Source organism: Streptomyces sp. NPDC007157, from assembly GCF_040634235.1.
Classification (GTDB): Bacteria; Actinomycetota; Actinomycetes; order Streptomycetales; family Streptomycetaceae; genus Streptomyces.
Map to the genome: position 1 here is coordinate 94,502 of NZ_JBEYFE010000009.1, position 19,968 is coordinate 114,469.

Below are 19,968 nucleotides of genomic sequence, written 5' to 3' on the forward strand. Positions count from 1 at the left end.
TCCGCACACCAAGGAGAGAACCCAAAGTGGCCGAGCTGTTCTACGACGCCGACGCCGACCTGTCCATCATCCAGGGCCGCAAGGTCGCGGTCATCGGCTACGGCAGCCAGGGCCACGCCCACGCGCTGTCGCTGCGCGACTCCGGTGTCGACGTCCGTGTCGGTCTGCACGAGGGCTCCAAGTCCAAGGCGAAGGCCGAGGAGCAGGGCCTGCGTGTGGTGACCCCGGCCGAGGCCGCCGCCGAGGCCGACGTCATCATGATCCTGGTCCCGGACCCGATCCAGGCCCAGGTCTACGAGGAGTCCATCGCCCCGAACCTGAACGACGGCGACGCGCTGTTCTTCGGCCACGGCCTGAACATCCGCTACGGCTTCATCAAGCCCCCGGCCGGCGTCGACGTCTGCATGGTCGCCCCGAAGGGCCCGGGCCACCTGGTGCGCCGTCAGTACGAGGAGGGTCGCGGCGTCCCCTGCATCGTGGCCGTCGAGCAGGACGCCACCGGCAACGGCTTCGCGCTGGCCCTGTCGTACGCGAAGGGCATCGGCGGCACCCGCGCCGGCGTCATCAAGACGACCTTCACCGAGGAGACCGAGACCGACCTGTTCGGCGAGCAGGCCGTTCTCTGTGGTGGTACCTCCGCCCTGGTCAAGGCCGGTTTCGAGACCCTGGTCGAGGCCGGTTACCAGCCGGAGATCGCCTACTTCGAGTGCCTGCACGAGCTGAAGCTGATCGTGGACCTCATGTACGAGGGCGGCCTGGAGAAGATGCGCTGGTCGGTCTCCGAGACCGCCGAGTGGGGCGACTACGTCACCGGCCCGCGGATCATCACCGACGCCACCAAGGCCGAGATGAAGCAGGTCCTCGCGGAGATCCAGGACGGCACCTTCGCCCGTAACTGGATGGACGAGTACCACGGGGGTCTGAAGAAGTACAACGAGTACAAGAAGCAGGACTCCGAGCACCTGCTGGAGACCACCGGCAAGCAGCTGCGCAAGCTGATGTCGTGGGTGAACGAAGAGGCGTGAGCCCCAGGTGACGGGGCCGGAGCGGCATGCTCCGGCCCCGTTGTCCACCCCGTCGAATCTCGGACGGGTGATCCTTCCGCAGAGGCGCAGGACGACCACCACCACGCCACTACACTGCCGTACTACATACGCGTCAGGCCCACAGCGTCGTGCGTCTCCACGCGGCAAGCCCCTCCACCGCCAGCGGCCGTCGGGACGGCCGTCCGCATTGGACATGTGAGGACTCACGTGAGCTCGAAACCTGTCGTACTCATCGCTGAAGAGCTGTCGCCCGCCACCGTCGACGCGCTGGGCCCGGACTTCGAGATCCGGCACACGAACGGAGCAGACCGAGCCGAGCTGCTCCCGGCCATCGCCGACGTGGACGCGATCCTGATCCGCTCCGCCACCAAGGTCGACGCCGAGGCCATCGCCGCGGCGAAGAAGCTGAAGGTCGTCGCACGAGCCGGCGTCGGCCTGGACAACGTCGACGTCTCCGCCGCCACCAAGGCCGGCGTGATGGTCGTCAACGCGCCGACCTCCAACATCGTGACCGCCGCCGAGCTGGCCTGCGGTCTGCTGGTCGCGACCGCCCGCAACATCCCGCAGGCCAACTCGGCGCTGAAGAACGGCGAGTGGAAGCGCAGCAAGTACACCGGTGTCGAGCTCGCCGAGAAGACCCTCGGTGTCGTCGGCCTCGGCCGCATCGGCGCCCTGGTCGCCCAGCGGATGTCCGCCTTCGGCATGAAGGTCGTGGCGTACGACCCCTACGTCCAGCCTGCCCGGGCCGCGCAGATGGGCGTCAAGGTGCTGTCGCTGGACGAGCTGCTCGAAGTCTCCGACTTCATCACCGTGCACCTGCCGAAGACCCCCGAGACGGTCGGTCTGATCGGCGACGAGGCGCTGCGCAAGGTCAAGCCGTCGGTGCGGATCGTCAACGCGGCGCGCGGTGGCATCGTCGACGAGGTGGCGCTGTACGCGGCGCTCAAGGAGGGCCGGGTCGCCGGCGCCGGCCTCGACGTGTACACGAAGGAGCCGTGCACCGACTCCCCGCTCTTCGAGCTGGACCAGGTCGTCTGCACCCCGCACCTCGGTGCCTCCACCGACGAGGCCCAGGAGAAGGCGGGCATCGCGGTCGCCAGGTCGGTCCGCCTCGCCCTCGCCGGCGAGCTGGTCCCGGACGCGGTGAACGTCCAGGGCGGGGTCATCGCCGAGGACGTCAAGCCGGGCCTGCCGTTGGCCGAGCGTCTCGGCCGGATCTTCACCGCGCTCGCCGGTGAGGTCGCGGTCCGCCTCGACGTCGAGGTCTACGGCGAGATCACCCAGCACGACGTGAAGGTGCTGGAGCTCTCGGCGCTCAAGGGTGTCTTCGAGGACGTCGTCGCCGAGACCGTCTCCTACGTGAACGCCCCGCTGTTCGCGCAGGAGCGCGGTGTCGAGGTCCGCCTCACCACCAGCTCGGAGTCGGCCGACCACCGCAACGTCGTCACCGTGCGCGGCACTCTGGGCAGCGGCGAGGAGGTCTCGGTCTCCGGCACGCTGGCCGGCCCGAAGAACCTTCAGAAGATCGTCGCGGTCGGCGACTTCGACGTCGACCTCGCGATCGCCGACCACCTGCTGGTGCTGCGCTACGAGGACCGGCCGGGCGTCGTCGGCACCGTCGGCCGCATCCTCGGCGAGGCGGGCATCAACATCGCCGGCATGCAGGTCGCCCGGTCGATCGCGGGCGGCGAGGCGCTGGCCGTGCTGACCGTCGACGACACGGTGACCTCCGGTGTGCTGGCCGAGGTGGAAGCGGAGATCGGGGCGACCTCGGCTCGTTCGGTGAACCTGGTCTGATTTTCTTCCCACCCGTTCACCCGACTCGGTCGGTTGGAGGGTCGGAGTCGTTCGTCGTCAAACGCCGGACGGGCTGGGAAACCAGCCCGTCCGGCGTTTTGCGTGGTCACTTCCTCGGCAGTGTCACCGCCGCCCCCGCCGCCGCCCCCACCAGCAGCACCGCGCCCGCGATCGCCGCCCCCTGCATCCCGTTGGTGAACGCCTCCCGTGCGGTGTGCAGCAGGGCCGCTCCCGTGTCGCCCGGCAGACGGCCCGCCGTGGCCAGCGCGCCGCCCAGCGTCTCGCGGGCCTGCGCCGGGGCCGTGGTCGGCATCCCGTGGCGGTAGACCGCCGTACCGATCGACCCCAGCACCGCCATGCCGAGCGCCCCGCCGAACTCGGTGCTGGTTTCCAGCAACGAGGAGGCCGTGCCCGCCCGTTCCACCGGCGCGCCGGTCATCGCGAGGTCGGTCAGCTGGGACATGATCGCGACCATCCCGCAGGCCAGCACCCCGGCCCCGGTCAGCACCAGCCACAGCGAGTCGGTGCCGACGAGGGCGAGCAGGACGAACCCGCCCGCCATGGCCGTGAAGCCGCCGGCGACGACGTGGCCCCGGTCGACGCCCCGCTGGACCAGCCACGCCGTGACCGGACCGGCGACGCCGATGAAGACCGAGGGCAGCAGACTCCACAGCGCCGCCGCCAGGGGGCTCTTGCCGAGCACCGCCTGCAGGTACTGCGTGGTGAAGATCGCCGAGCCCATCATGGCGAGCGACGCGACGAGGGTCAGGACCAGCGCCGGGGTGAAGCCACGGCCCTTCAGCAGGGCCGGGGGGACCAGCGGGGAGGCGCCGGTGCGCTGGCGGTGGACGAAGAGCGCGGCGAAGAGCAGGCCGACGGTGATCGAGACGACGTACAGCGGGTGCCAGCCCTCGGAGGGGATCTCCTTCAAGCCGTAGATCACCGGGAGCACGGCGGCCATCGACAGCGGCACGCTCGGCCAGTCGAAGCGGCCGGGGGAGGGGTTCCTGGACTCGGGGAGCAGGATCGGGCCGAGCACCAGCAGCATCACCATCGCGGGCAGGTTGACCAGGAAGACCGAGCCCCACCAGAAGTGCTCCACGAGGACCCCGCTCAGCACCGAGCCCAGTGCGATCCCGCCGGTCATCACGCCGGACCACAGGCCGATCGCCTTCGCGCGCTGGCCGGGGTCGGTGAACATCGTGCGCAGCAGGGCCATCGTGGACGGCATCAGGGTCGCGCCGCCGATGCCGAGGATCGCACGGGCCGCGATCAGGGTCCCGGCGCTGTCGGCGTACGCGGCGAGCAGCGAGGCGCCGCCGAAGGCCGCGGCGCCGATCAGCAGCAGCCGCCGGCGGCCGATGCGGTCGCCCAGCGCGCCCATCGTCATCAGCAGACCGGCCAGGACGAAGCCGTAGATGTCCAGGATCCACAGCTGCTGGGTGCCGCTCGGGCGGAGGTCGGCGCCGATCGCGGGGAGCGCGAAGTACAGGACCGAGACGTCCATGGAGACCAGGAGCAGCGGCAGCATCAGCACGCCGAGTGCCGTCCATTCGCGGCGCCCCGCACGGGAGTTGGTCTCGGGTGTGCTCGTGGTCGTGCTCGTCGGGTTCGTCATGCCAAGGAATGTACGGGCGTATAAAACGCTTGTCTAGAACGAATGTATAAGTCATCCGTCTAGGACGGTTGTATGGATCCCGGGGTAGGCTGCTCCGCATGGGACACCGTGAGGATCTGCTGGACGGCGCAAAGCGCTGCCTGCTGGAGAAGGGGTTCGCGCGGACGACGGCGCGCGACATCGTCAAGGAGTCGGGGACCAACCTCGCCTCGATCGGCTACCACTACGGCTCCAAGGACGCGCTGCTCGCACAGGCCTACATCGCGCTGGTGGAGGAGATGTCCTTCGACGGCGGCGACGGCGGGCTCACCGGCGCGCCCGGCTCGCTGGAGCGGTTCCGCGAGGTGTGGTCGAACATCGTCGACAGCATGCGCGGGCCCGGCTCGATGTGGCGGCTCAGCGTGGAGATCGTGACGATGGGCGACCAGCTGCCGGAAGTGCGCGACCGGCTGGCCCGCGCCCAGCGCGAGGGCGGGCGGGGGCTGACCTCGCTGATGATGGGCGTGCCGGAGGAGGAGGTCTCCGACGAGACCGCCGACACCCTCGGCCGCTTCTACATGACCCTGATGTCGGGCCTCATCTCGCAGTGGACCTTCGACCCGAAGACCGCGCCCGACGGTGACGCGCTCACCGAGGGCCTGCGCCAGATCGTCGAGGCCGCCTCCCGGAGCTGACCCGCGGCAGGGAAGGCCAACGGCCGCAGACGGGCGGTGACTACAGCCGCGCCCTCTTGAGCGCCATGTGCAGCAGCAGCCGGTCCTCCCCGTCGTCCAGGTCGAGGCCGGTGAGCTGCTCCACCCGGGACAGGCGGTAGTACAGGGTCTGCCGGTGGATGCCGAGGGCCGCGGCCGTGCGGCCCGCCTGGCCCGCGCAGTCCAGGTACGCCTCGGCGGTGCGGGCCAGTTCCCGGTGGGCCGGGGTCAGCAGGACGGCCACCGCCGGGTCGTGCGAGGCCTCCGGCGGCAGCGCGGTCAGCAGCCGGTACGGGCCGATCTGCGCCCACTGGGCGACCGGCCCGAACCGGGGCTCGGCCAGCGCGGCGCGGGTGGCCGCGGCGGCCTCCTGCCAGACCGCGCCCAGCTCGGCCAGGCCGGCGCGGGCCTCGCCCACCCCCGCGGCGCAGCCCTGGGCCGCCACGCCCGTGAAACCGGCGGCCACGGCGGCGGCCGTGCGCGCCCCGGTCCCGCGCGCCGAGGCCGGCCGGGCCTCCTCCGCCTCCTTGAGCAGGCGCGCGGCGGCCGTCAGCGCGGGGGTGACGGCGTCCGTGCTGCGCAGCCGGACCAGGACGGCCAGGCTGTGGCCCGTCGCCCCCCACGGCAGCGTGCACAGCGCGGTGGCGTGCGGGACCGTGCGCGGGGACGGGGCGTCGTCCGGGTCGGCGGACTGCCAGGGGGCGACGCAGACCATCGTGTGCGGACCGTCCGCACGGGCACCGAGGGCGGTACGGAACTCGGCCACCGCCATGTCCCGCTGCCAGCCGTGCTCCGCGACCAGTACCGCCCGCAGCTCCCGGCCCAGCCCCGCCCCCGCCTGCGCCTCGTCCGCGAGCAACGCGCCGATCCGCCCCGCCACCCCCATGGCGGCGGCCAGCTGGGCGTCCGTCGGACCCGGATCGTCGTCCAGCAGCCAGACATAGCCGAGGACGACACCCCGATGGCGTACCGGCAGACAGATCCTTCCCCGGTACACCCCCGCCTCCGGCGTCGGCGGGATACGGACCGGTCCGGTCGCCCGGGTGATGCCGAAGCCCTCGAACCAGGTGCGGACCGCCGCGGTGGAGCGCCGGGTCAGGATCGAGCGGGTCCGGACCGGGTCCAGCTCCGACGGATCGAGGTCGCCCTCACTGTCGTACGCCCCGAAGGCGATCAGCTCGAAGTCGCGGTTCTCCAGGGTCGCCGGGACGCCCAGCAGCTCGGAGATCTCGTCGACCAGCTCCTGGTAGTCACCCTTGAATTCCGACGTCACCCGGGCATTCTCCCGCAATTCCCGGACACCTTCATACATCTGTCTGAGATCTGTGGCACGGATGCGTGACAGCTGTCGATGGCTCACGATCGGAGAGATCCCTAACTTTCACGGTGGTTCTCCGTGCCGTATCCACACCGTCGGATCGCGGCCGTTCTGGCATGTGTTGTGGAGGTGCCCCGTGCTGGGTCCCGTGATTCTCGCCGCGTCGCGCAGCGACCGGATGCGTCGTCTCATCTCGGCCGCCCCGGTGACGAAGCAGGTCGTCGACCGCTTCATCCCCGGTGAGTCGGTCGACGACATCGTCCCGATCATCGAGGAGCTCACCGGCCGCGGCCTGGAGCTGACCATGGATGTCGTCGGCGAGGACATCACCACCCCGGAGCAGGCCACCGCCGCCCGGGACGCCTACCTGGCGCTCGTCGACCGCCTGCGCGGGCTCGGCCTCGGCGAGCGCGTCGAGATGTCGGTGAAGCTGTCGATGTTCGGCCAGGCGCTGGACGGCGGCCATGAACTGGCCCTCGCCAACGTCCGCCCCGTCGTCGAGGCCGCCGCCGCCATCGGCACGACCGTCACCCTCGACGCCGAGGACCACACCACCCTCGACTCGATGTTCGCCATCCACGAGGAGCTGCGGAAGGACTTCCCGCAGACCGGCTGCGTCATCCAGGCCTACCTCTTCCGCACCGAGGCCGACGCCCGCCGCCTGGCCGCGGCCGGCAGCCGGGTCCGCCTGGTCAAGGGCGCCTACAAGGAGCCCGCCGAGGTCGCCTACCAGCAGAAGCACGAGATCGACAAGGCGTACGTGCGGATCCTCGGGACTCTGATGGAGGGCGAGGGGTACCCGATGGTCGGCTCCCACGACCCCCGCCTCATCTCCATAGCCCAGGAACTCGCCCGGCGCGCCGGGCGCAAGCCCGACGAGTACGAGTTCCAGATGCTGTACGGCATCCGCGGCGACGAGCACCTGCGGCTGGCCGCCGAGGGCCACCGGATGCGCGTCTACACCGCCTACGGCACCGACTGGTACGGCTACTTCATGCGCCGTCTTGCGGAGAAGCCGGCCAACCTGCGCTTCTTCCTCCGCTCCATGCTCAGCAAGGGCTGAGGCGTACCCCTCCCGCCCGCCGCCCGGCAACACCCGCTCACGTACAAGGAGTTACGGATCTCATGGACGCTGTGACCCAGGTCCCCACCCCCGTCAACGAGCCGGTGCACGGCTACGCCCCCGGCTCTCCCGAGCGCGCCCGCCTGGAGACCAAGCTCAAGGAGCTGGCCGAGAACCCGATCGAGCTGCCGATGACCATCGGCGGCGAGAAGCGGCTCGGCGGCGGCGAGCAGTTCCAGGTTGTGCAGCCGCACAACCACAAGGCCGTCATCGGCACCGGCCGGCACGCCACCCAGCAGGACGCCAAGGACGCCGTCGACGCGGCCCTCGCCGCCGCGCCCGCCTGGCGCGCGATGTCCTTCGACGACCGCGCGGCCATCATCCTGCGCGCCGCCGAGCTGCTGTCCGGCCCCTGGCGCGAGACCATCGCCGCCTCCACCATGCTCGGCCAGTCCAAGACCGCCCAGCAGGCCGAGATCGACAGCCCCTGCGAACTGGTCGACTTCTGGCGGTTCAACGTCCACTACGCCCGGCAGATCCTCGCCGAGCAGCCCCCGGCCAACTCCCCGGGCGTGTGGAACCGGATGGACCACCGCCCGCTCGAGGGCTTCGTCTACGCGATCACGCCGTTCAACTTCAGCGCGATCGCGGCCAACCTGCCCACCGCCCCCGCCCTCATGGGCAACGTGGTGGTCTGGAAGCCGTCCCCGACCCAGACCCACGCGGCCGTCCTGCTGATGCGCCTGCTGGAGGAGGCCGGGCTGCCCAAGGGCGTCATCAACCTGGTGACCGGTGACGGCATCGAGGTCTCCAAGGTCGCCCTCGAGCACCGCGACCTGGCCGGCATCCACTTCACCGGCTCCACCAAGACCTTCCAGCACCTGTGGAAGACGGTCGGCAACAACATCGAGAAGTACCGCACCTACCCGCGCCTGGTCGGCGAGACCGGCGGCAAGGACTTCGTGGTCGCCCACCCGTCGGCCGACCGCGCGGTGCTCAAGACCGCCCTGACCCGCGGTGCCTTCGAGTACCAGGGCCAGAAGTGCTCGGCGACCTCCCGCGCCTACATCCCGGCGTCCATCTGGAACTCCGGCTTCAAGGAGGAGTTCGCCGCCGAGGTCGAGTACCTCACCATGGGTGACGTCACCGACCTGTCGAACTTCGTCGGCGCCGTGATCGACGACCGCGCGTTCGCCAAGAACAAGGCCGCGATCGACCGCGCCAAGGAGGACCCGACCTGCACGATCGTCGCGGGCGGCTCCTACGACGACTCGGTCGGCTACTTCGTCCGCCCGACCGTCGTCGAGTGCTCCGACCCGGACAACGAGGTCTTCCGCACCGAGTACTTCGGCCCGTTCCTCGCCGTGCACGTCTACGAGGACGACCGGTACGACGAGATGCTGACCCAGATGGAGTCGGTCTCCGAGTACGCGCTCACCGGCTCGGTCATCGCCGGCGACCGCGCGGCGGCGGCGTACACGATGGAGAAGCTGCGCTACGCGGCCGGCAACTTCTACATCAACGACAAGTCGACCGGCGCCGTCGTCGGCCAGCAGCCCTTCGGCGGCGGCCGTGCCTCCGGCACCAACGACAAGGCCGGCGCCCCGCAGAACCTGCTGCGCTGGACGCTGACCCGCGCGATCAAGGAGACCCTGGTCGCCCCGACCGACTACTCCTACCCGCACATGGGCTGACCCACAGTCCACCCGAGCCCGGGCCGGGAAGCCTGACCCACGAGCAGGCTCCCCGGCCCGTTCCCATCTATCGCCCGACCCACATCGGGCGGCGCATCAGACGGCACGTCCGACCTCACATCAGTCGGCGCATCAGACGGCGCGGACCAGGATCTTGCCGGTGTTGCCGCCGTGCAGCATCAGCAGGAACGCCTCCACGATCCGCTCGAAACCGTCGACCACCGTCTCGTCCGCCACCAGCGCACCGCTGCGCAGATGCGGCACGGCGAAGTCGTACAGCTCCTCCTGCGCGTCCTGGTGGTCGCGCACCAGGAAGCCCTCGATGCGCAGGCTCCTCTCCACCACGCCGGCGTGGTCGAACACCACCGCGGGCGCGTCCGGGGTGTTGTACTGGCTGATCGTGCCGACCCGTACCACCCGGCCCCGCTCGCGCAGCGCGCCGATCGCCGCACCCAGGTGGTCGCCGCCGACGTTGTCGACGAAGAGGTCGATGCCGTCGGGGGCGGCCCCGGCGAGGAGATCGGCGACCGGGGCGGTGCGGTAGTCGAAGGCCGCGTCGTAACCGACCTGTCCGGTCAGGTACCCGACCTTCTCCGGGCTTCCGGTGCTGCCGGTCAGGCGGCCCGCGCCGAGCAGCCGGGCGAAGCGGCCGGTCGCGGTGCCGACCCCGCCGGCCGCGCCGGAGACGAACAGGTCCTCGCCCTCGCGCAGCCGGGCGATCCGGGTGAGCGCGACGTAGGCCGTGAGCCCCGTCCCGCCCAGCACGCTCAGATACGCCGACAGCGGGACGCCCGGGTGGTGGGGGATGCGCCGGACCTCCTCGGGACGGACCACCGCGTGGGTGCGCCAGCCCCGCCGGTGCACGACGAGCTGCCCCTCCGGCAGGGACGGGGCGCGGGAGGCGACGACCCGGCCGAGCGTGCGGCCCTCCAGCGGGGCGTCCAGTGCGAAGTCGCCGTCCATCATCTCGCGGTGGTACGGATCCACCGACCAGTAGAGACCGGCCACCAGGGCCGTACCGGGGGCCGGTTCGGGGACCGGGGACTCGACGAGACGGAAGTGGGCGGCCGTCGGGAAGCCGGTGGGGCGGGCGGTCTGGTGCACGGTGAGCGCGTTCTCGGTCATGGCAGGGGACCGTAGGCAGGAATGCCGGGCCCGGGCAGCGGGTTGGGCTCATGGAACACGCCGATCCATGAGACGGCTTCATACCTGCAGGCGGGAGACCCGGAGTGACCGCAGTCGATCTGGCCCCGCAGGAGCTGCGCATCCTCGTCGCCGTGGCCGACGAGGGCGGGTTCTCCAGCGCCGCCGTCCGGCTCGGCGCCACCCAGTCCGCGGTCTCCCACGCCGTCCGCTCCATCGAACGGAAACTGGGCGTCGTGCTGTTCGAGCGCGGCCGGTTCGGTGCCCGGCCGACCCCTCCCGGAGAGCGGGCGGCGGCCCATGCGCGCCGGGTGCTGCGGATGCTGGAGGTGATGGCGGCCGACGTGCGGGGCGCGGCCGGCGGCGAGGCCGCGGGCCCCCTGCGGGTCGCCGCGTTCCGCGGCGCGGCCCTGCATCTGCTGCCGCCCGCCCTGGAGCGGCTGGCCGCCCTGCACCCGGCCGTCGAGGTGACCGTGGCCGTCGTACGGGAGTTGGGGCCCGGCACCGCGGGCGAGGTGGCCGCGGGCCGGGCCGACCTCGGGATCGCGACCTTCGGCGACACCTCGGAGCTGCCCGCCGGGCTGGTCGGCGGGGTGCTGCTGGAGGAGCCGTACGCCCTGGTGCACCCGGCCGGGCATCCGGCGCCGCGCTCCCTCCCGCTCGTCGACTGGAAGGAGAACTGCGGCTCCTACACCCGCGACTGGTGGGCCGCCCAGGACTGGATCCCGGCGGCGACCGTCACCGCCGAGGACGACGGGGCGGTGCTCTCGATGGTGGCCGGCGGTCTCGGCATGGCGATCATGCCCGCGCTCTCCCTCACCGCCGCCCCGCCCGCGGTGGCGGTCACCGACCTCGGTCCGCGGCGGCCGTACCGCCGTGTCGGTTACGCGACGACTCCGGAACTGGCCGCCACGCCCGCCGTACGGGCCCTGATCCGGATTCTGCGCTCGCTCGGCCGGGGGACCCCCGAACGCACGAAGGGGCAGCTCAGGGCGGTGTGACCCGGTGGGCCGTCTCAGATAGTAGGAAGTCCGAGTAATTGTGCAGACAGAAGCGGGTCGTTCCCTTACGTTTGTAGGAGCCGAACGTCTCGCTCGATCAAGCGAATGGCGGTCGTGAGCCGGGCCCCGTGCAGGCAACCCCTGCGGCACCGCTCCCCGCCCCTTCCGGCGTCTCGCAACCCCCCCCTTGCCGTACTCCATGTATGTCGAAGGAGTCGATTCCCATGGCCGAGACGACCGTCCGCCGCCGCGTCCGCCACGTGCCCCGCACCAGCGAGTCCGAGCGCAAGAACGCCGCCGCCGCCCTCCAGCGCGCCCTCGACCGCCGTGACAACGGCGGCGAGACCGGCCACTGATCCCACCCGGGAAGCGCCGGTAACACGTGTAACACCCCTTGACCGGGAGCCGCACCCGCACGGAGTACGGCGCGGCCGGGACAGCCGCGCCGTGCTCCGCGGCGTGCTTCGGCACGTACTCCGGTGTCAGCCGCCCCGCCTGATCTCGAAGTGGTCGATCCGCGCCCCGCTCTGCGCCAGCGCCGACACCCTCAGCCTCGGAGCGGTACCCGCCTCCGCCTCGACCTTGAGGAAGGAGAAGCCGGTGTACCGCACCCGCGACCACTCCACCGTCTCCGCCACGTTGTGCTGCCCCTCGGTCCAGTGGAAGCTGCGCACCGCGTCGTGCCGGGTGACGTGCCCCTCGTAGCTGTCCTTGACCCCGGACGGGAACGAGTACAGGTCCCGCCCGCCGCCGCCCGCCGTGACGTACACGATCCCGTCCCGCGTCGGGTCGGTCGAGCCGCCGACCGGGACCGCGCGGCCGACCCTGCCGCCCCGCACCGCGTCTGTGCGCTCGTAGACGTGGTTGTGCCCGTTGACGACCAGGTCCACCTGGTACTTGGCGAACAGCGGCAGCCAGGCCGCCCGGATCCCGCCGTCGGAGGCGTGCGCGGACGTCGAGTACGCGCAGTGGTGGAAGAAGACGACCACGAAGTCCACGCCCGGCGCGGCCCGCAACTCCTCCAGCTTCTTCTCCAGCCACTTCGTCTGACGGCCGCCGCTGTAGCCGAGGTTGGCGGGGATCTCGTACGACACGTCGTTGGCGTCCAGCGCCACGAAGCCGACGTTGCCGTAGGTGAAGGAGTACACGCCCGGCGCCCGGTGCGGGTCGAAGCCGTTGTCGGGGAGGGCGAAGCGGGCGTACTGGCCGCCGTAGCCGTCGGGGGAGTACCAGGCCTCCATGTCGTGGTTGCCGGTCGTCACCATCCAGGGGACCGACCGCGCCACCGGGTCGTTCTGCCGCAGGAACCGGTCCCACTCGCGGGCGTCGTAGCCGTCCGAGGTGCGGCCGGAGCCGTTGCCGTCCGCGTAGCAGATGTCGCCCGCGTGCAGGTGGAAGGCCGGGTTCTGCTTCAGCAGGGCGTTGTCGGCCGCCTTTCCGGCCTGGCTGACCCCCTGGTCGCCGAAGGCCGTGAACACGAACCTCTCCGGACTCGCGGGCGCGGTTCGGAAGGGGGTGATGGTGGCGCGGTGGTCCGGGGCGGCCGGGTCCCAGCCGTCGTGGCCGACGCCGTAGTAGTACGTCGTCCCAGGGGTGAGGCCGTCCAGGGCCGCATGGACGTAGTACTGCTCGACCACCGGGCGCACCCCCTGGACCCCGGGCGTGTGCAGATGCCGGATCTCCGCGGCGACCCGCGTGCCCAGTTCGTCCGGCCGCGTCCCGATCCGCACGAACGGCCTCTTCACCGCGGACGGCACCTGCCAGGAGATCCGCATCCGCGTCCTCGGGTCGGCGCCGAAGGCGAGATGGCGGCCGAACGGCACCACCGCCGCGCCGTGGACCGCCGAGGTGGCCGGCGCCGGCCTCGCCGTCTTCTTCGCGCAGCCGGCCAGCAGGCCGCTGCCCGCCGTCGTGCCCGCCACCGCGCCCGCCGTCACCAGCGTGCGGCGGCTCACCAGCCGGCTGCGCAGGTACTCGTACTGCTCGGCCATGCTCATCCGGGCGGCGAGCCGTGGCGGAATGCCGAAGTCGGGGATGTCCATGGAAGGAAACGTGCCCAGCGCAGGCCAACACCGGCCACACGTACGGGTGAACGCAGGGCGACGGAACGACGCGCGGCGTCCGTATGGCGGACAGATCGTGTCATCCCATGGGACGAGGAGTAGGGTGCCGACATGTCTCGCAGCATCAATCTCGCAGTGATCCCCGGTGACGGCATCGGGCAGGAAGTCGTGGCCGAAGGCCTCAAGGTCCTCTCCGCCGTCCTCCCGGAGGACGTGAAGCTGGAGACCAAGGAGTACGACTTCGGCGCCCAGCGTTACCACACCACCGGTGAGACCCTCACCGACGCCGAACTCGGCGCGCTGAAGCAGCACGACGTCATCCTGCTGGGCGCGATCGGCGACCCCAGCGTCCCCTCCGGTGTCCTGGAGCGCGGCTTCCTGCTGAAGCTCCGCTTCGCCTTCGACCACCACGTCAACCTGCGTCCGTCGAAGCTGCTCCCGGGTGTCGCCACCCCGCTGGCAGGCGAGCCGCAGATCGACTTCATCGTGGTCCGCGAGGGCACCGAGGGCCCGTACACCGGCAACGGCGGCACCGTCCGCAAGGGCACCGAGCACGAGGTCGCCACCGAGGTGTCGGTCAACACGGCGTTCGGTGTCGAGCGGGTCGTCCGGGACGCCTTCGCCCGCGCCCAGGCCCGCCCGCGCAAGAAGCTCACGCTGGTCCACAAGAACAACGTGCTGACCTTCGCCGGGCACCTGTGGACGAACATCTTCAACAAGGTGGCCGCGGAGTTCCCCGAGGTCGCCACGGACTACCTCCACGTGGACGCGGCCACCATCTTCCTGGTGACCGACCCGGGCCGGTTCGATGTCATCGTCACCGACAACCTCTTCGGTGACATCATCACCGACCTCGCCGCGGCCGTCTCCGGCGGCATCGGCGTCGCCGCGAGCGGGAACATCAACCCGTCCGGCGAGTTCCCCTCGATGTTCGAGCCGGTCCACGGCTCCGCGCCCGACATCGCCGGCCAGGGCAAGGCCGACCCCACCGCCACGGTTCTGTCCGTCGCCCTGCTGCTGCGCCACCTCGGCTACGAGGCGGAGGCCGCCCGCATCGAGGAGGCCGTCACCGCCGACCTCACCGAGCGCCAGGGCAAGCCCGCCCGCTCCACCTCGGAGATCGGCGACGCGCTCGCCGTACGAGTAGCAGGCTGACCCGCCGCGCTGCCGATCGACTTCGAAGCCGCCGGGTCGCCCACGCGCCCGGCGGCTTCCCCATGCCTGCCGCCGGGTGTCACCATCGACCCCGGGTCCGCATTCACCCCGATTCCGTTCATCCCGGCCCCCGCGCGATAATCGAACGCGGAGCCGCGCCATGAGGGAATGCTCGGACGTCCTACGACGGGACAGCCGTCCTACGGCAGGACAGCTCGTCCCACGACCGGACACCGGCCGTACGGGTGTGAGCGCGGCCCATCACTACAACCGGTGAAGGACTACCACTGATGACGACGCCCACGATCGAGCTCAAGCCCTCCGCGCACCCGCTCGCCGCCGCCGAGCGCGAGGCGATCCTGGCCAGCCCCGGATTCGGCCGCCACTTCACCGACCACATGGTGACGATCAAGTGGACCGAAGGCCGTGGCTGGCACGACGGCCAGCTCGTTCCGTACGCGCCGATCCCCCTCGACCCGGCGACCAACGTCCTGCACTACGCCCAGGAGATCTTCGAGGGCCTGAAGGCCTACCGCCAACCGGACGGCTCGGTCGCCACCTTCCGCCCCGACCAGAACGCCAAGCGCTTCCAGCGCTCCGCCCGCCGGCTCGCCATGCCCGAGCTGCCGGTGGAGACCTTCGTCGAGGCCTGTGACCTGCTCGTCCAGCAGGACAAGGACTGGGTCCCGGCCCACGGCGGAGAGGAATCCCTCTACCTGCGCCCCTTCATGATCGCCACCGAGGTCGGCCTGGGCGTCAAGCCGGCCAACGAGTACCTCTTCCTGGTCATCGCCTCCCCGGCCGGCGCCTACTTCCCCGGCGGGGTCAAGCCGGTCTCCATCTGGGCCTCCGAGGACCGGGTCCGCGCCGTCCCCGGCGGCATGGGAGACGCCAAGACCGGCGGCAACTACGCGGCCTCCCTGCTCGCCCAGGCCGAGGCCGCCGCGCAGGGCTGCGACCAGGTCTGCTACCTCGACGCGGTCGAGCACAAGTGGGTCGAGGAACTCGGCGGCATGAACCTGTACTTCGTGTACGGAGACAAGATCGTCACGCCGACCCTCAGCGGCTCGATCCTCGAAGGCGTCACGCGTGACTCCCTCCTCACCGTCGCCCGTGACCTCGGCTACGAGTCCGAGGAGGCCCGGGTCTCCATCGAGCAGTGGCAGCGCGACTCGGAGAACGGCACCCTCACCGAGGTCTTCGCCTGCGGCACGGCGGCCGTGATCACCCCGGTCGGCACGGTCAAGCGCAGCGGCGCCGAGTGGCGGCAGTCGGACGGCGAGCCGGGCGAGGTGACCATGAAGCTCCGCGAGGCGCTTCTCGACATCCAGCGCGGCAAGGCGGTCGACAAGCACGGCTGGATGCACCAGCTCGGCTGATCGATCCCCGCTCGTCCGTGCGACGCGTACCGCCTCCCCCGTACGGGTATCTCCTCAGTCCATACGGGGGAGGGAGCACGCGTGAGCGGACGGTCGCCGATGCCACGGCTGCGCTGGCTGATGCGGACCTTACGGACACCGCGCCGACCGCAGAGCCTCACCGTGCTCGGACTGCTCACCGCCGTCGCGGCCGTGCTGCTGTGGCGGGCCTCGACGATGGACAACTACGGGCAGAACCTCGCCCTCAACCTCGGCACCGACATCGTCGGCGTGGTCGTCACCGTCTTCGTCATCGGCCCGCTGATATCCCGGGCCCAGGAGGGCCGCGTCCGCGAGCACACCCGGCTCGACTACGAGTGGTTCGCCGCCCAGGTGTACGGCTCGACGTCCAACGTGAAGGTGCTCGACACCTTCTCCAACCTGTTCGGTCCGCAGTTCTCCGAGCGTCTCTTCCGCGGCGTCAGATCCGCCACCGCGACCGGCGCCCGCGTGCAGATCCTGCTCCTTGACCCCGACTCCCTCGCCGTCATCCTGCGCGGCCGCGAACTGGGCGAGCAGAGCGCCGACATCCGCCGCGACATCATGCGCAACCTGCGCACCCTGGAAGCCTTCGCACGGCGCCTGGACGACACCTCCCGGCAGCTGCTGGAGGTACGGCTGTGCTCGACCTCCCCCGGTGTCACCCTCTACCGCTGGGACGAGCGCTGTCTGGTCTCCTTCCTCACCGTCGGCCGGCTCTCCGGCGAGGGCGTCCAGCTGGAGGTGGCGGTCCGCTCCCCGCTCGGCACCTTCGTGGAGCAGCGCTTCGACGAACTGTGGCAGCAGGGCAAACCGATGGAACGGTTCACCCGGCTCCCCGTCACCCTCGTCGACGCCACCGACGGGCGACGGGAGTTCGACTGCCGCTTCGTCTTCCTCGACGACCGCCTGTACGTCGCCGCGCCCGACCTCGTGACCTATCTGGCCCGCCGCCGGCTGGACCAACTCAGCGCGTACAGCGAGGCGCTGACCGGGGCCGGGGCGCACGAGGTGATCGTCGTGGACGACGAGAGCGAGCTGCACCGGCGGCTCATCCACCACTTCGGGGAGAAGTACGATGCGCACGCGGCCGCCTTCGTGGAGTTGCGGCCGTCCACGGTCCTGGTCACGGAATAGAGGGCCCCGCCACACATGTGTTCAGCGCACCACCCCCGTTTCCGCGCCTTCACGCCCCGCGACCTGGACGGTCTGCTGCGGCGGGTCTCCCTGACGGACGATCAGCGGCTGGCGCTGCGGGCGGTCTCCTCGGTCCTGCCGTTCCGCACCAACGCCTATGTCGTCGACGAGCTGATCGACTGGTCGGCGGTGCCCGAGGACCCGGTCTTCCGGCTGACCTTCCCGCAGTCCGGGATGCTGCCCGGACCCGACGTCCGCCGGATGGCCGGCCTGCTGGCCCGTCAGGCGCCCCGGGCCGAGGTCCAGCGTGCCGCCCACGAGATCCGGATGCGGCTCAACCCGCACCCCTCGGGCCAGCTCGACGCCAACGTCCCCGTGCACGAGGGCCGCCGCCTCACCGGCCTCCAGCACAAGTACCCGGAGACCGTGCTGGTCTTCCCGCGTCAGGGCCAGACCTGCCACGCCTACTGCACCTACTGCTTCCGCTGGCCGCAGTTCGTCGGCGAGGCCGACCTGCGCATCGCCACCGACGACATCGCGGCCACGACCGGCTATCTGCGCGCCCACCCCGAGGTGAGCGGCGCCCTGATCACGGGCGGCGACCCGCTGGTCATGAGCACGGAGGTACTGCGCCGCTACGTGGAACCCCTTCTGGAGACCGACACGATCCGTTCGGTGCGCATCGGCACCAAGTCGCTCGCCTTCTGGCCGTACCGCTTCACCACCGACCGCGACGCCGACGACCTGCTCCGCCTCTTCGAGCGGGTGGTGGCGAGCGGCCGGCACCTCGCGCTGATGGCCCACTTCACGCATCCGCAGGAGCTGCGTCCGCCCGTCGTGCGGGAGGCCATGCGCCGGGTCCGTGACACCGGTGCCGTGATCCGCTGCCAGGGGCCGCTGGTGGCCGGGATCAACGACAGCGCACAGGCCTGGGCCGAGCTGTGGGAGGAGACGACCACGCTGGGCGCGGTGCCGTACTACCAGTTCGTGGAGCGCGACACCGGCCCCCAGGGCTACTTCGGCGTCCCCCTGGCCCGCGGCCACGCGGTCTTCCGGGACGCCTACGCCCGCGTCTCCGGCCTCGCCCGCACGGTCCGCGGCCCGGTGATGTCGGCGATGCCCGGCAAGGTCTGCGTGGACGGGGTCGCCGAGGTGGCCGGCGAGAAGGTCTTCGTCCTGCACCTGATCCAGGCCCGCGACCCCGCCCTGGTGGACCGGCCGTTCTTCGCCGCCTACGACGAGGGCGCCACCTGGTTCACCGACCTCAAACCGGCGTTCGGGGCGAGCGAGTTCCTGCCGGGGCTGGCGCCGGGGTGACCGGCACGACCGGCCGGCGGGGCGAGAGCGCCAGATAGACCGCGCCGCCCACCAGGCCGGACAGCAGGAAGCTGCAGTCCACCCCGCCCGTCAGGGACAGCAGCGGTCCCTCGTACGACGGGAGTGAGACCGCCAGCAGGCCGACTCCGGCGCCCAGGGTCCAGGAGACCGTGGCCCGGAGGTTCCAGCCGGCCCGGTACCAGTAGATCCCGCCGTGCGAGCGGCGGTTGAAGACCTGGAGGGCGTCCGCGTCGTAGACCCCGCGGCAGCGGCGGAAGCCGATGAGGGTGATGACCGCCCAGGGGGTGCCGATCGCCGTCAGCAGGAGCACGAAGGACGTCATCGCGGACTGCGCGTTCCAGGCGTAGTGGCCGACGAAGACGCAGGCCGTGGCGACGATAGCGACCGTGTAGGTGGCGCGGGCGCGGGAGGCGCGGGGCAGGATCGCGTCCAGGTCCAGACCCATCGAGTACAGCATCAGGCCCGCGTTGCCGACCGAGCCCGCGGAGGCGGAGAGCAGGAGCGGGACCAGGTACCAGGCGGGCGAGGCCGACACCAGCGGGCCCGCGTAGTCCGCCGCCGACCGCGCCGCGTACGCGGTGAAGGTGCCGAACAGCTGCGGCACCAGCAGGCCCAGGATCAGGCCCAGCCAGGTCGCGTGCAGGACCCGGCGGGAGGAGTGGCGGGCGGGGGAGATGTAGCGCGTGTAGTCACCGAGGAGGGTGATGAAGGCGACCGGTCCGGACAGTCCCGCCGCGACCGCCGCCAGACACCAGGTCGGCCAGAAGCCGCCCAGCAGATAGCCGCCCGCGTCCGGCAGGGGAGAGGTCGTGAAGTGCGGGGCGTACGCGAGGATCCCGAGGAGCAGCAGGGCGGTCATGCCGACGGCGAGCACCCGGGACATGGCGAGCAGGACGCGGTAGCCGTAGACCGCGCCCGCCACCGTCGCCGCCGCGAGCACCCCGTAGACCACGGCGTACGACACCCCGTCCGCCGGCAGCCCGAACAGCCGGTTCAGCACGCCCACCATCACGTCGCCGCCGATCCACACGGTCAGCGCCGTGTAGCCGAGGGCCAGCAGCAGGCCCACCACCGAGCCGACCAGCCGCCCGCGCACCCCGAACTGCGCGCCGGAGGAGGTGGAGAGGTTGGTGCCGGTGCGCAGCGAGACCAGGGCCAGCGGGGCCGTGAACACCGTGCCGACCACCGTGCCCGCCACGATCGCGCTCACCGACGCCCACCAGCCCAGCCCGAAGGACGGCGGCAGCCAGCCGAAGATGATCACGCCGAGGCAGAGGTTGGAGCCGAGCAGGATCGAGACCAGGTCCTTGGGCCCGCTGGTGCGTTCCTCGTCCGGGATGGTGTCGACTCCGCGCTGTTCTATCGGCATGGCTGGTCCCCTTCGACGGCCACCTGAGACGTATGGCTGAGAGTTAGAGCGACGTTCAATGTGGGTGACCAGGCTGTTGATGTCAATGGTTCCCTTCTCGTAATGCGGCATTTAGAGTGGTGCTCTAAGTGTGCGAA

At 71.1% G+C, this 19,968-nt stretch carries 16 protein-coding genes; 11 read left to right on the plus strand and 5 right to left on the minus strand.

Annotation, left to right across the window (positions count from 1 at the left end; genetic code table 11):
* Positions 1–26: 26 nt before the first annotated feature.
* Together ilvC and serA are read left to right on the plus strand one after the other, a co-directional pair.
* Entirely contained in the window at positions 27–1,025 is a 999-nt protein-coding gene (gene ilvC, locus ABZ642_RS18530) for a ketol-acid reductoisomerase (RefSeq protein WP_360484627.1), read from the plus strand.
* A 228-nt stretch (positions 1,026–1,253) separates the two neighbouring features.
* The gene (gene serA, locus ABZ642_RS18535; protein WP_360484630.1) at positions 1,254–2,843 is read left to right on the plus strand and encodes a phosphoglycerate dehydrogenase; all 1,590 of its coding nucleotides are present in this window, start codon (positions 1,254–1,256) and stop codon (positions 2,841–2,843) included.
* Positions 2,844–2,949: 106 nt separating this feature from the next.
* On the opposite strand, the gene ABZ642_RS18540 is transcribed toward serA, so the two are convergent.
* Positions 2,950–4,461 carry an MFS transporter gene (locus ABZ642_RS18540; RefSeq protein ID WP_360484633.1) on the minus strand — a complete coding sequence of 504 codons (1,512 nt, stop codon included), beginning with the start codon at positions 4,459–4,461 and terminating at the stop codon, positions 2,950–2,952.
* Between the two features lie 98 nt (positions 4,462–4,559).
* On the opposite strand from ABZ642_RS18540, the gene ABZ642_RS18545 reads away from it, so the two are divergent.
* Positions 4,560–5,135: a TetR/AcrR family transcriptional regulator gene (locus tag ABZ642_RS18545; RefSeq protein ID WP_360484636.1), complete on the plus strand. Its 576-nt coding sequence runs from the start codon at positions 4,560–4,562 to the stop codon at positions 5,133–5,135.
* A gap of 40 nt (positions 5,136–5,175) precedes the next feature.
* Here ABZ642_RS18545 and ABZ642_RS18550 read toward each other — a convergent pair whose 3' ends face one another.
* Positions 5,176–6,426: a helix-turn-helix domain-containing protein gene (locus ABZ642_RS18550; RefSeq protein WP_360484639.1), complete on the minus strand. Its 1,251-nt coding sequence runs from the start codon at positions 6,424–6,426 to the stop codon at positions 5,176–5,178.
* 181 nt (positions 6,427–6,607) lie between these two features.
* Between ABZ642_RS18550 and ABZ642_RS18555 the strand changes: the two genes are divergently transcribed.
* Both ABZ642_RS18555 and pruA read left to right on the plus strand, forming a co-directional pair.
* Entirely contained in the window at positions 6,608–7,534 is a 927-nt protein-coding gene (locus tag ABZ642_RS18555) for a proline dehydrogenase family protein (RefSeq protein WP_360484642.1), read from the plus strand.
* 62 nt (positions 7,535–7,596) lie between these two features.
* Positions 7,597–9,228 (plus strand): L-glutamate gamma-semialdehyde dehydrogenase, encoded by a 1,632-nt coding sequence (gene pruA / locus ABZ642_RS18560; protein ID WP_360484645.1) that lies wholly within the window; start codon positions 7,597–7,599, stop codon positions 9,226–9,228.
* A 132-nt stretch (positions 9,229–9,360) separates the two neighbouring features.
* On the opposite strand, the gene ABZ642_RS18565 is transcribed toward pruA, so the two are convergent.
* Positions 9,361–10,353: an NADP-dependent oxidoreductase gene (locus ABZ642_RS18565; protein ID WP_360484648.1), complete on the minus strand. Its 993-nt coding sequence runs from the start codon at positions 10,351–10,353 to the stop codon at positions 9,361–9,363.
* Positions 10,354–10,457: 104 nt separating this feature from the next.
* Between ABZ642_RS18565 and ABZ642_RS18570 the strand changes: the two genes are divergently transcribed.
* Positions 10,458–11,372 carry a LysR family transcriptional regulator gene (locus ABZ642_RS18570; RefSeq protein ID WP_360484651.1) on the plus strand — a complete coding sequence of 305 codons (915 nt, stop codon included), beginning with the start codon at positions 10,458–10,460 and terminating at the stop codon, positions 11,370–11,372.
* A gap of 224 nt (positions 11,373–11,596) precedes the next feature.
* Positions 11,597–11,728 carry a hypothetical protein gene (locus ABZ642_RS18575; RefSeq protein ID WP_266772865.1) on the plus strand — a complete coding sequence of 44 codons (132 nt, stop codon included), beginning with the start codon at positions 11,597–11,599 and terminating at the stop codon, positions 11,726–11,728.
* A 126-nt stretch (positions 11,729–11,854) separates the two neighbouring features.
* Here the strand turns inward: ABZ642_RS18575 and ABZ642_RS18580 are convergent, their stop codons facing one another.
* Complete coding sequence (locus ABZ642_RS18580; RefSeq protein WP_360484654.1) at positions 11,855–13,414, minus strand: metallophosphoesterase family protein; 1,560 nt, start codon at positions 13,412–13,414, stop codon at positions 11,855–11,857.
* Positions 13,415–13,546: 132 nt separating this feature from the next.
* Between ABZ642_RS18580 and ABZ642_RS18585 the strand changes: the two genes are divergently transcribed.
* From ABZ642_RS18585 to ABZ642_RS18600, 4 genes are all read left to right on the plus strand, one after another.
* Positions 13,547–14,590, plus strand: a complete 1,044-nt coding sequence (locus ABZ642_RS18585) for a 3-isopropylmalate dehydrogenase (RefSeq protein WP_360484657.1) — start codon at positions 13,547–13,549, stop codon at positions 14,588–14,590.
* Positions 14,591–14,880: 290 nt separating this feature from the next.
* On the plus strand, positions 14,881–15,969 hold the full coding sequence (locus tag ABZ642_RS18590; protein WP_360484660.1) for a branched-chain amino acid aminotransferase: 1,089 nt from the start codon (positions 14,881–14,883) through the stop codon (positions 15,967–15,969).
* A gap of 81 nt (positions 15,970–16,050) precedes the next feature.
* Positions 16,051–17,124 (plus strand): hypothetical protein, encoded by a 1,074-nt coding sequence (locus ABZ642_RS18595; protein WP_360484663.1) that lies wholly within the window; start codon positions 16,051–16,053, stop codon positions 17,122–17,124.
* 15 nt (positions 17,125–17,139) lie between these two features.
* Positions 17,140–18,441, plus strand: a complete 1,302-nt coding sequence (locus ABZ642_RS18600; protein ID WP_360484666.1) for a lysine 2,3-aminomutase — start codon at positions 17,140–17,142, stop codon at positions 18,439–18,441.
* On the opposite strand, the gene ABZ642_RS18605 is transcribed toward ABZ642_RS18600, so the two are convergent.
* Positions 18,389–19,831 (minus strand): cytosine permease, encoded by a 1,443-nt coding sequence (locus ABZ642_RS18605; RefSeq protein ID WP_360484669.1) that lies wholly within the window; start codon positions 19,829–19,831, stop codon positions 18,389–18,391. The two genes, ABZ642_RS18600 and ABZ642_RS18605, sit on opposite strands and share 53 nt — an antisense overlap.
* Between the last annotated feature and the right edge of the window lie 137 nt (positions 19,832–19,968).

Coding starts and splice junctions, on each gene's coding strand:
- ABZ642_RS18540 (WP_360484633.1), bottom strand. CDS start 4,461: ATGACGAACCCGACGAGCACGACCACGAGCACACCCGAGACCAACTCC.
- ABZ642_RS18545 (WP_360484636.1), top strand. CDS start 4,560: ATGGGACACCGTGAGGATCTGCTGGACGGCGCAAAGCGCTGCCTGCTG.
- pruA (WP_360484645.1), top strand. CDS start 7,597: ATGGACGCTGTGACCCAGGTCCCCACCCCCGTCAACGAGCCGGTGCAC.
- ABZ642_RS18565 (WP_360484648.1), bottom strand. CDS start 10,353: ATGACCGAGAACGCGCTCACCGTGCACCAGACCGCCCGCCCCACCGGC.
- ABZ642_RS18575 (WP_266772865.1), top strand. CDS start 11,597: ATGGCCGAGACGACCGTCCGCCGCCGCGTCCGCCACGTGCCCCGCACC.
- ABZ642_RS18580 (WP_360484654.1), bottom strand. CDS start 13,414: ATGGACATCCCCGACTTCGGCATTCCGCCACGGCTCGCCGCCCGGATG.
- ABZ642_RS18585 (WP_360484657.1), top strand. CDS start 13,547: ATGTCTCGCAGCATCAATCTCGCAGTGATCCCCGGTGACGGCATCGGG.
- ABZ642_RS18590 (WP_360484660.1), top strand. CDS start 14,881: ATGACGACGCCCACGATCGAGCTCAAGCCCTCCGCGCACCCGCTCGCC.
- ABZ642_RS18600 (WP_360484666.1), top strand. CDS start 17,140: ATGTGTTCAGCGCACCACCCCCGTTTCCGCGCCTTCACGCCCCGCGAC.
- ABZ642_RS18605 (WP_360484669.1), bottom strand. CDS start 19,831: ATGCCGATAGAACAGCGCGGAGTCGACACCATCCCGGACGAGGAACGC.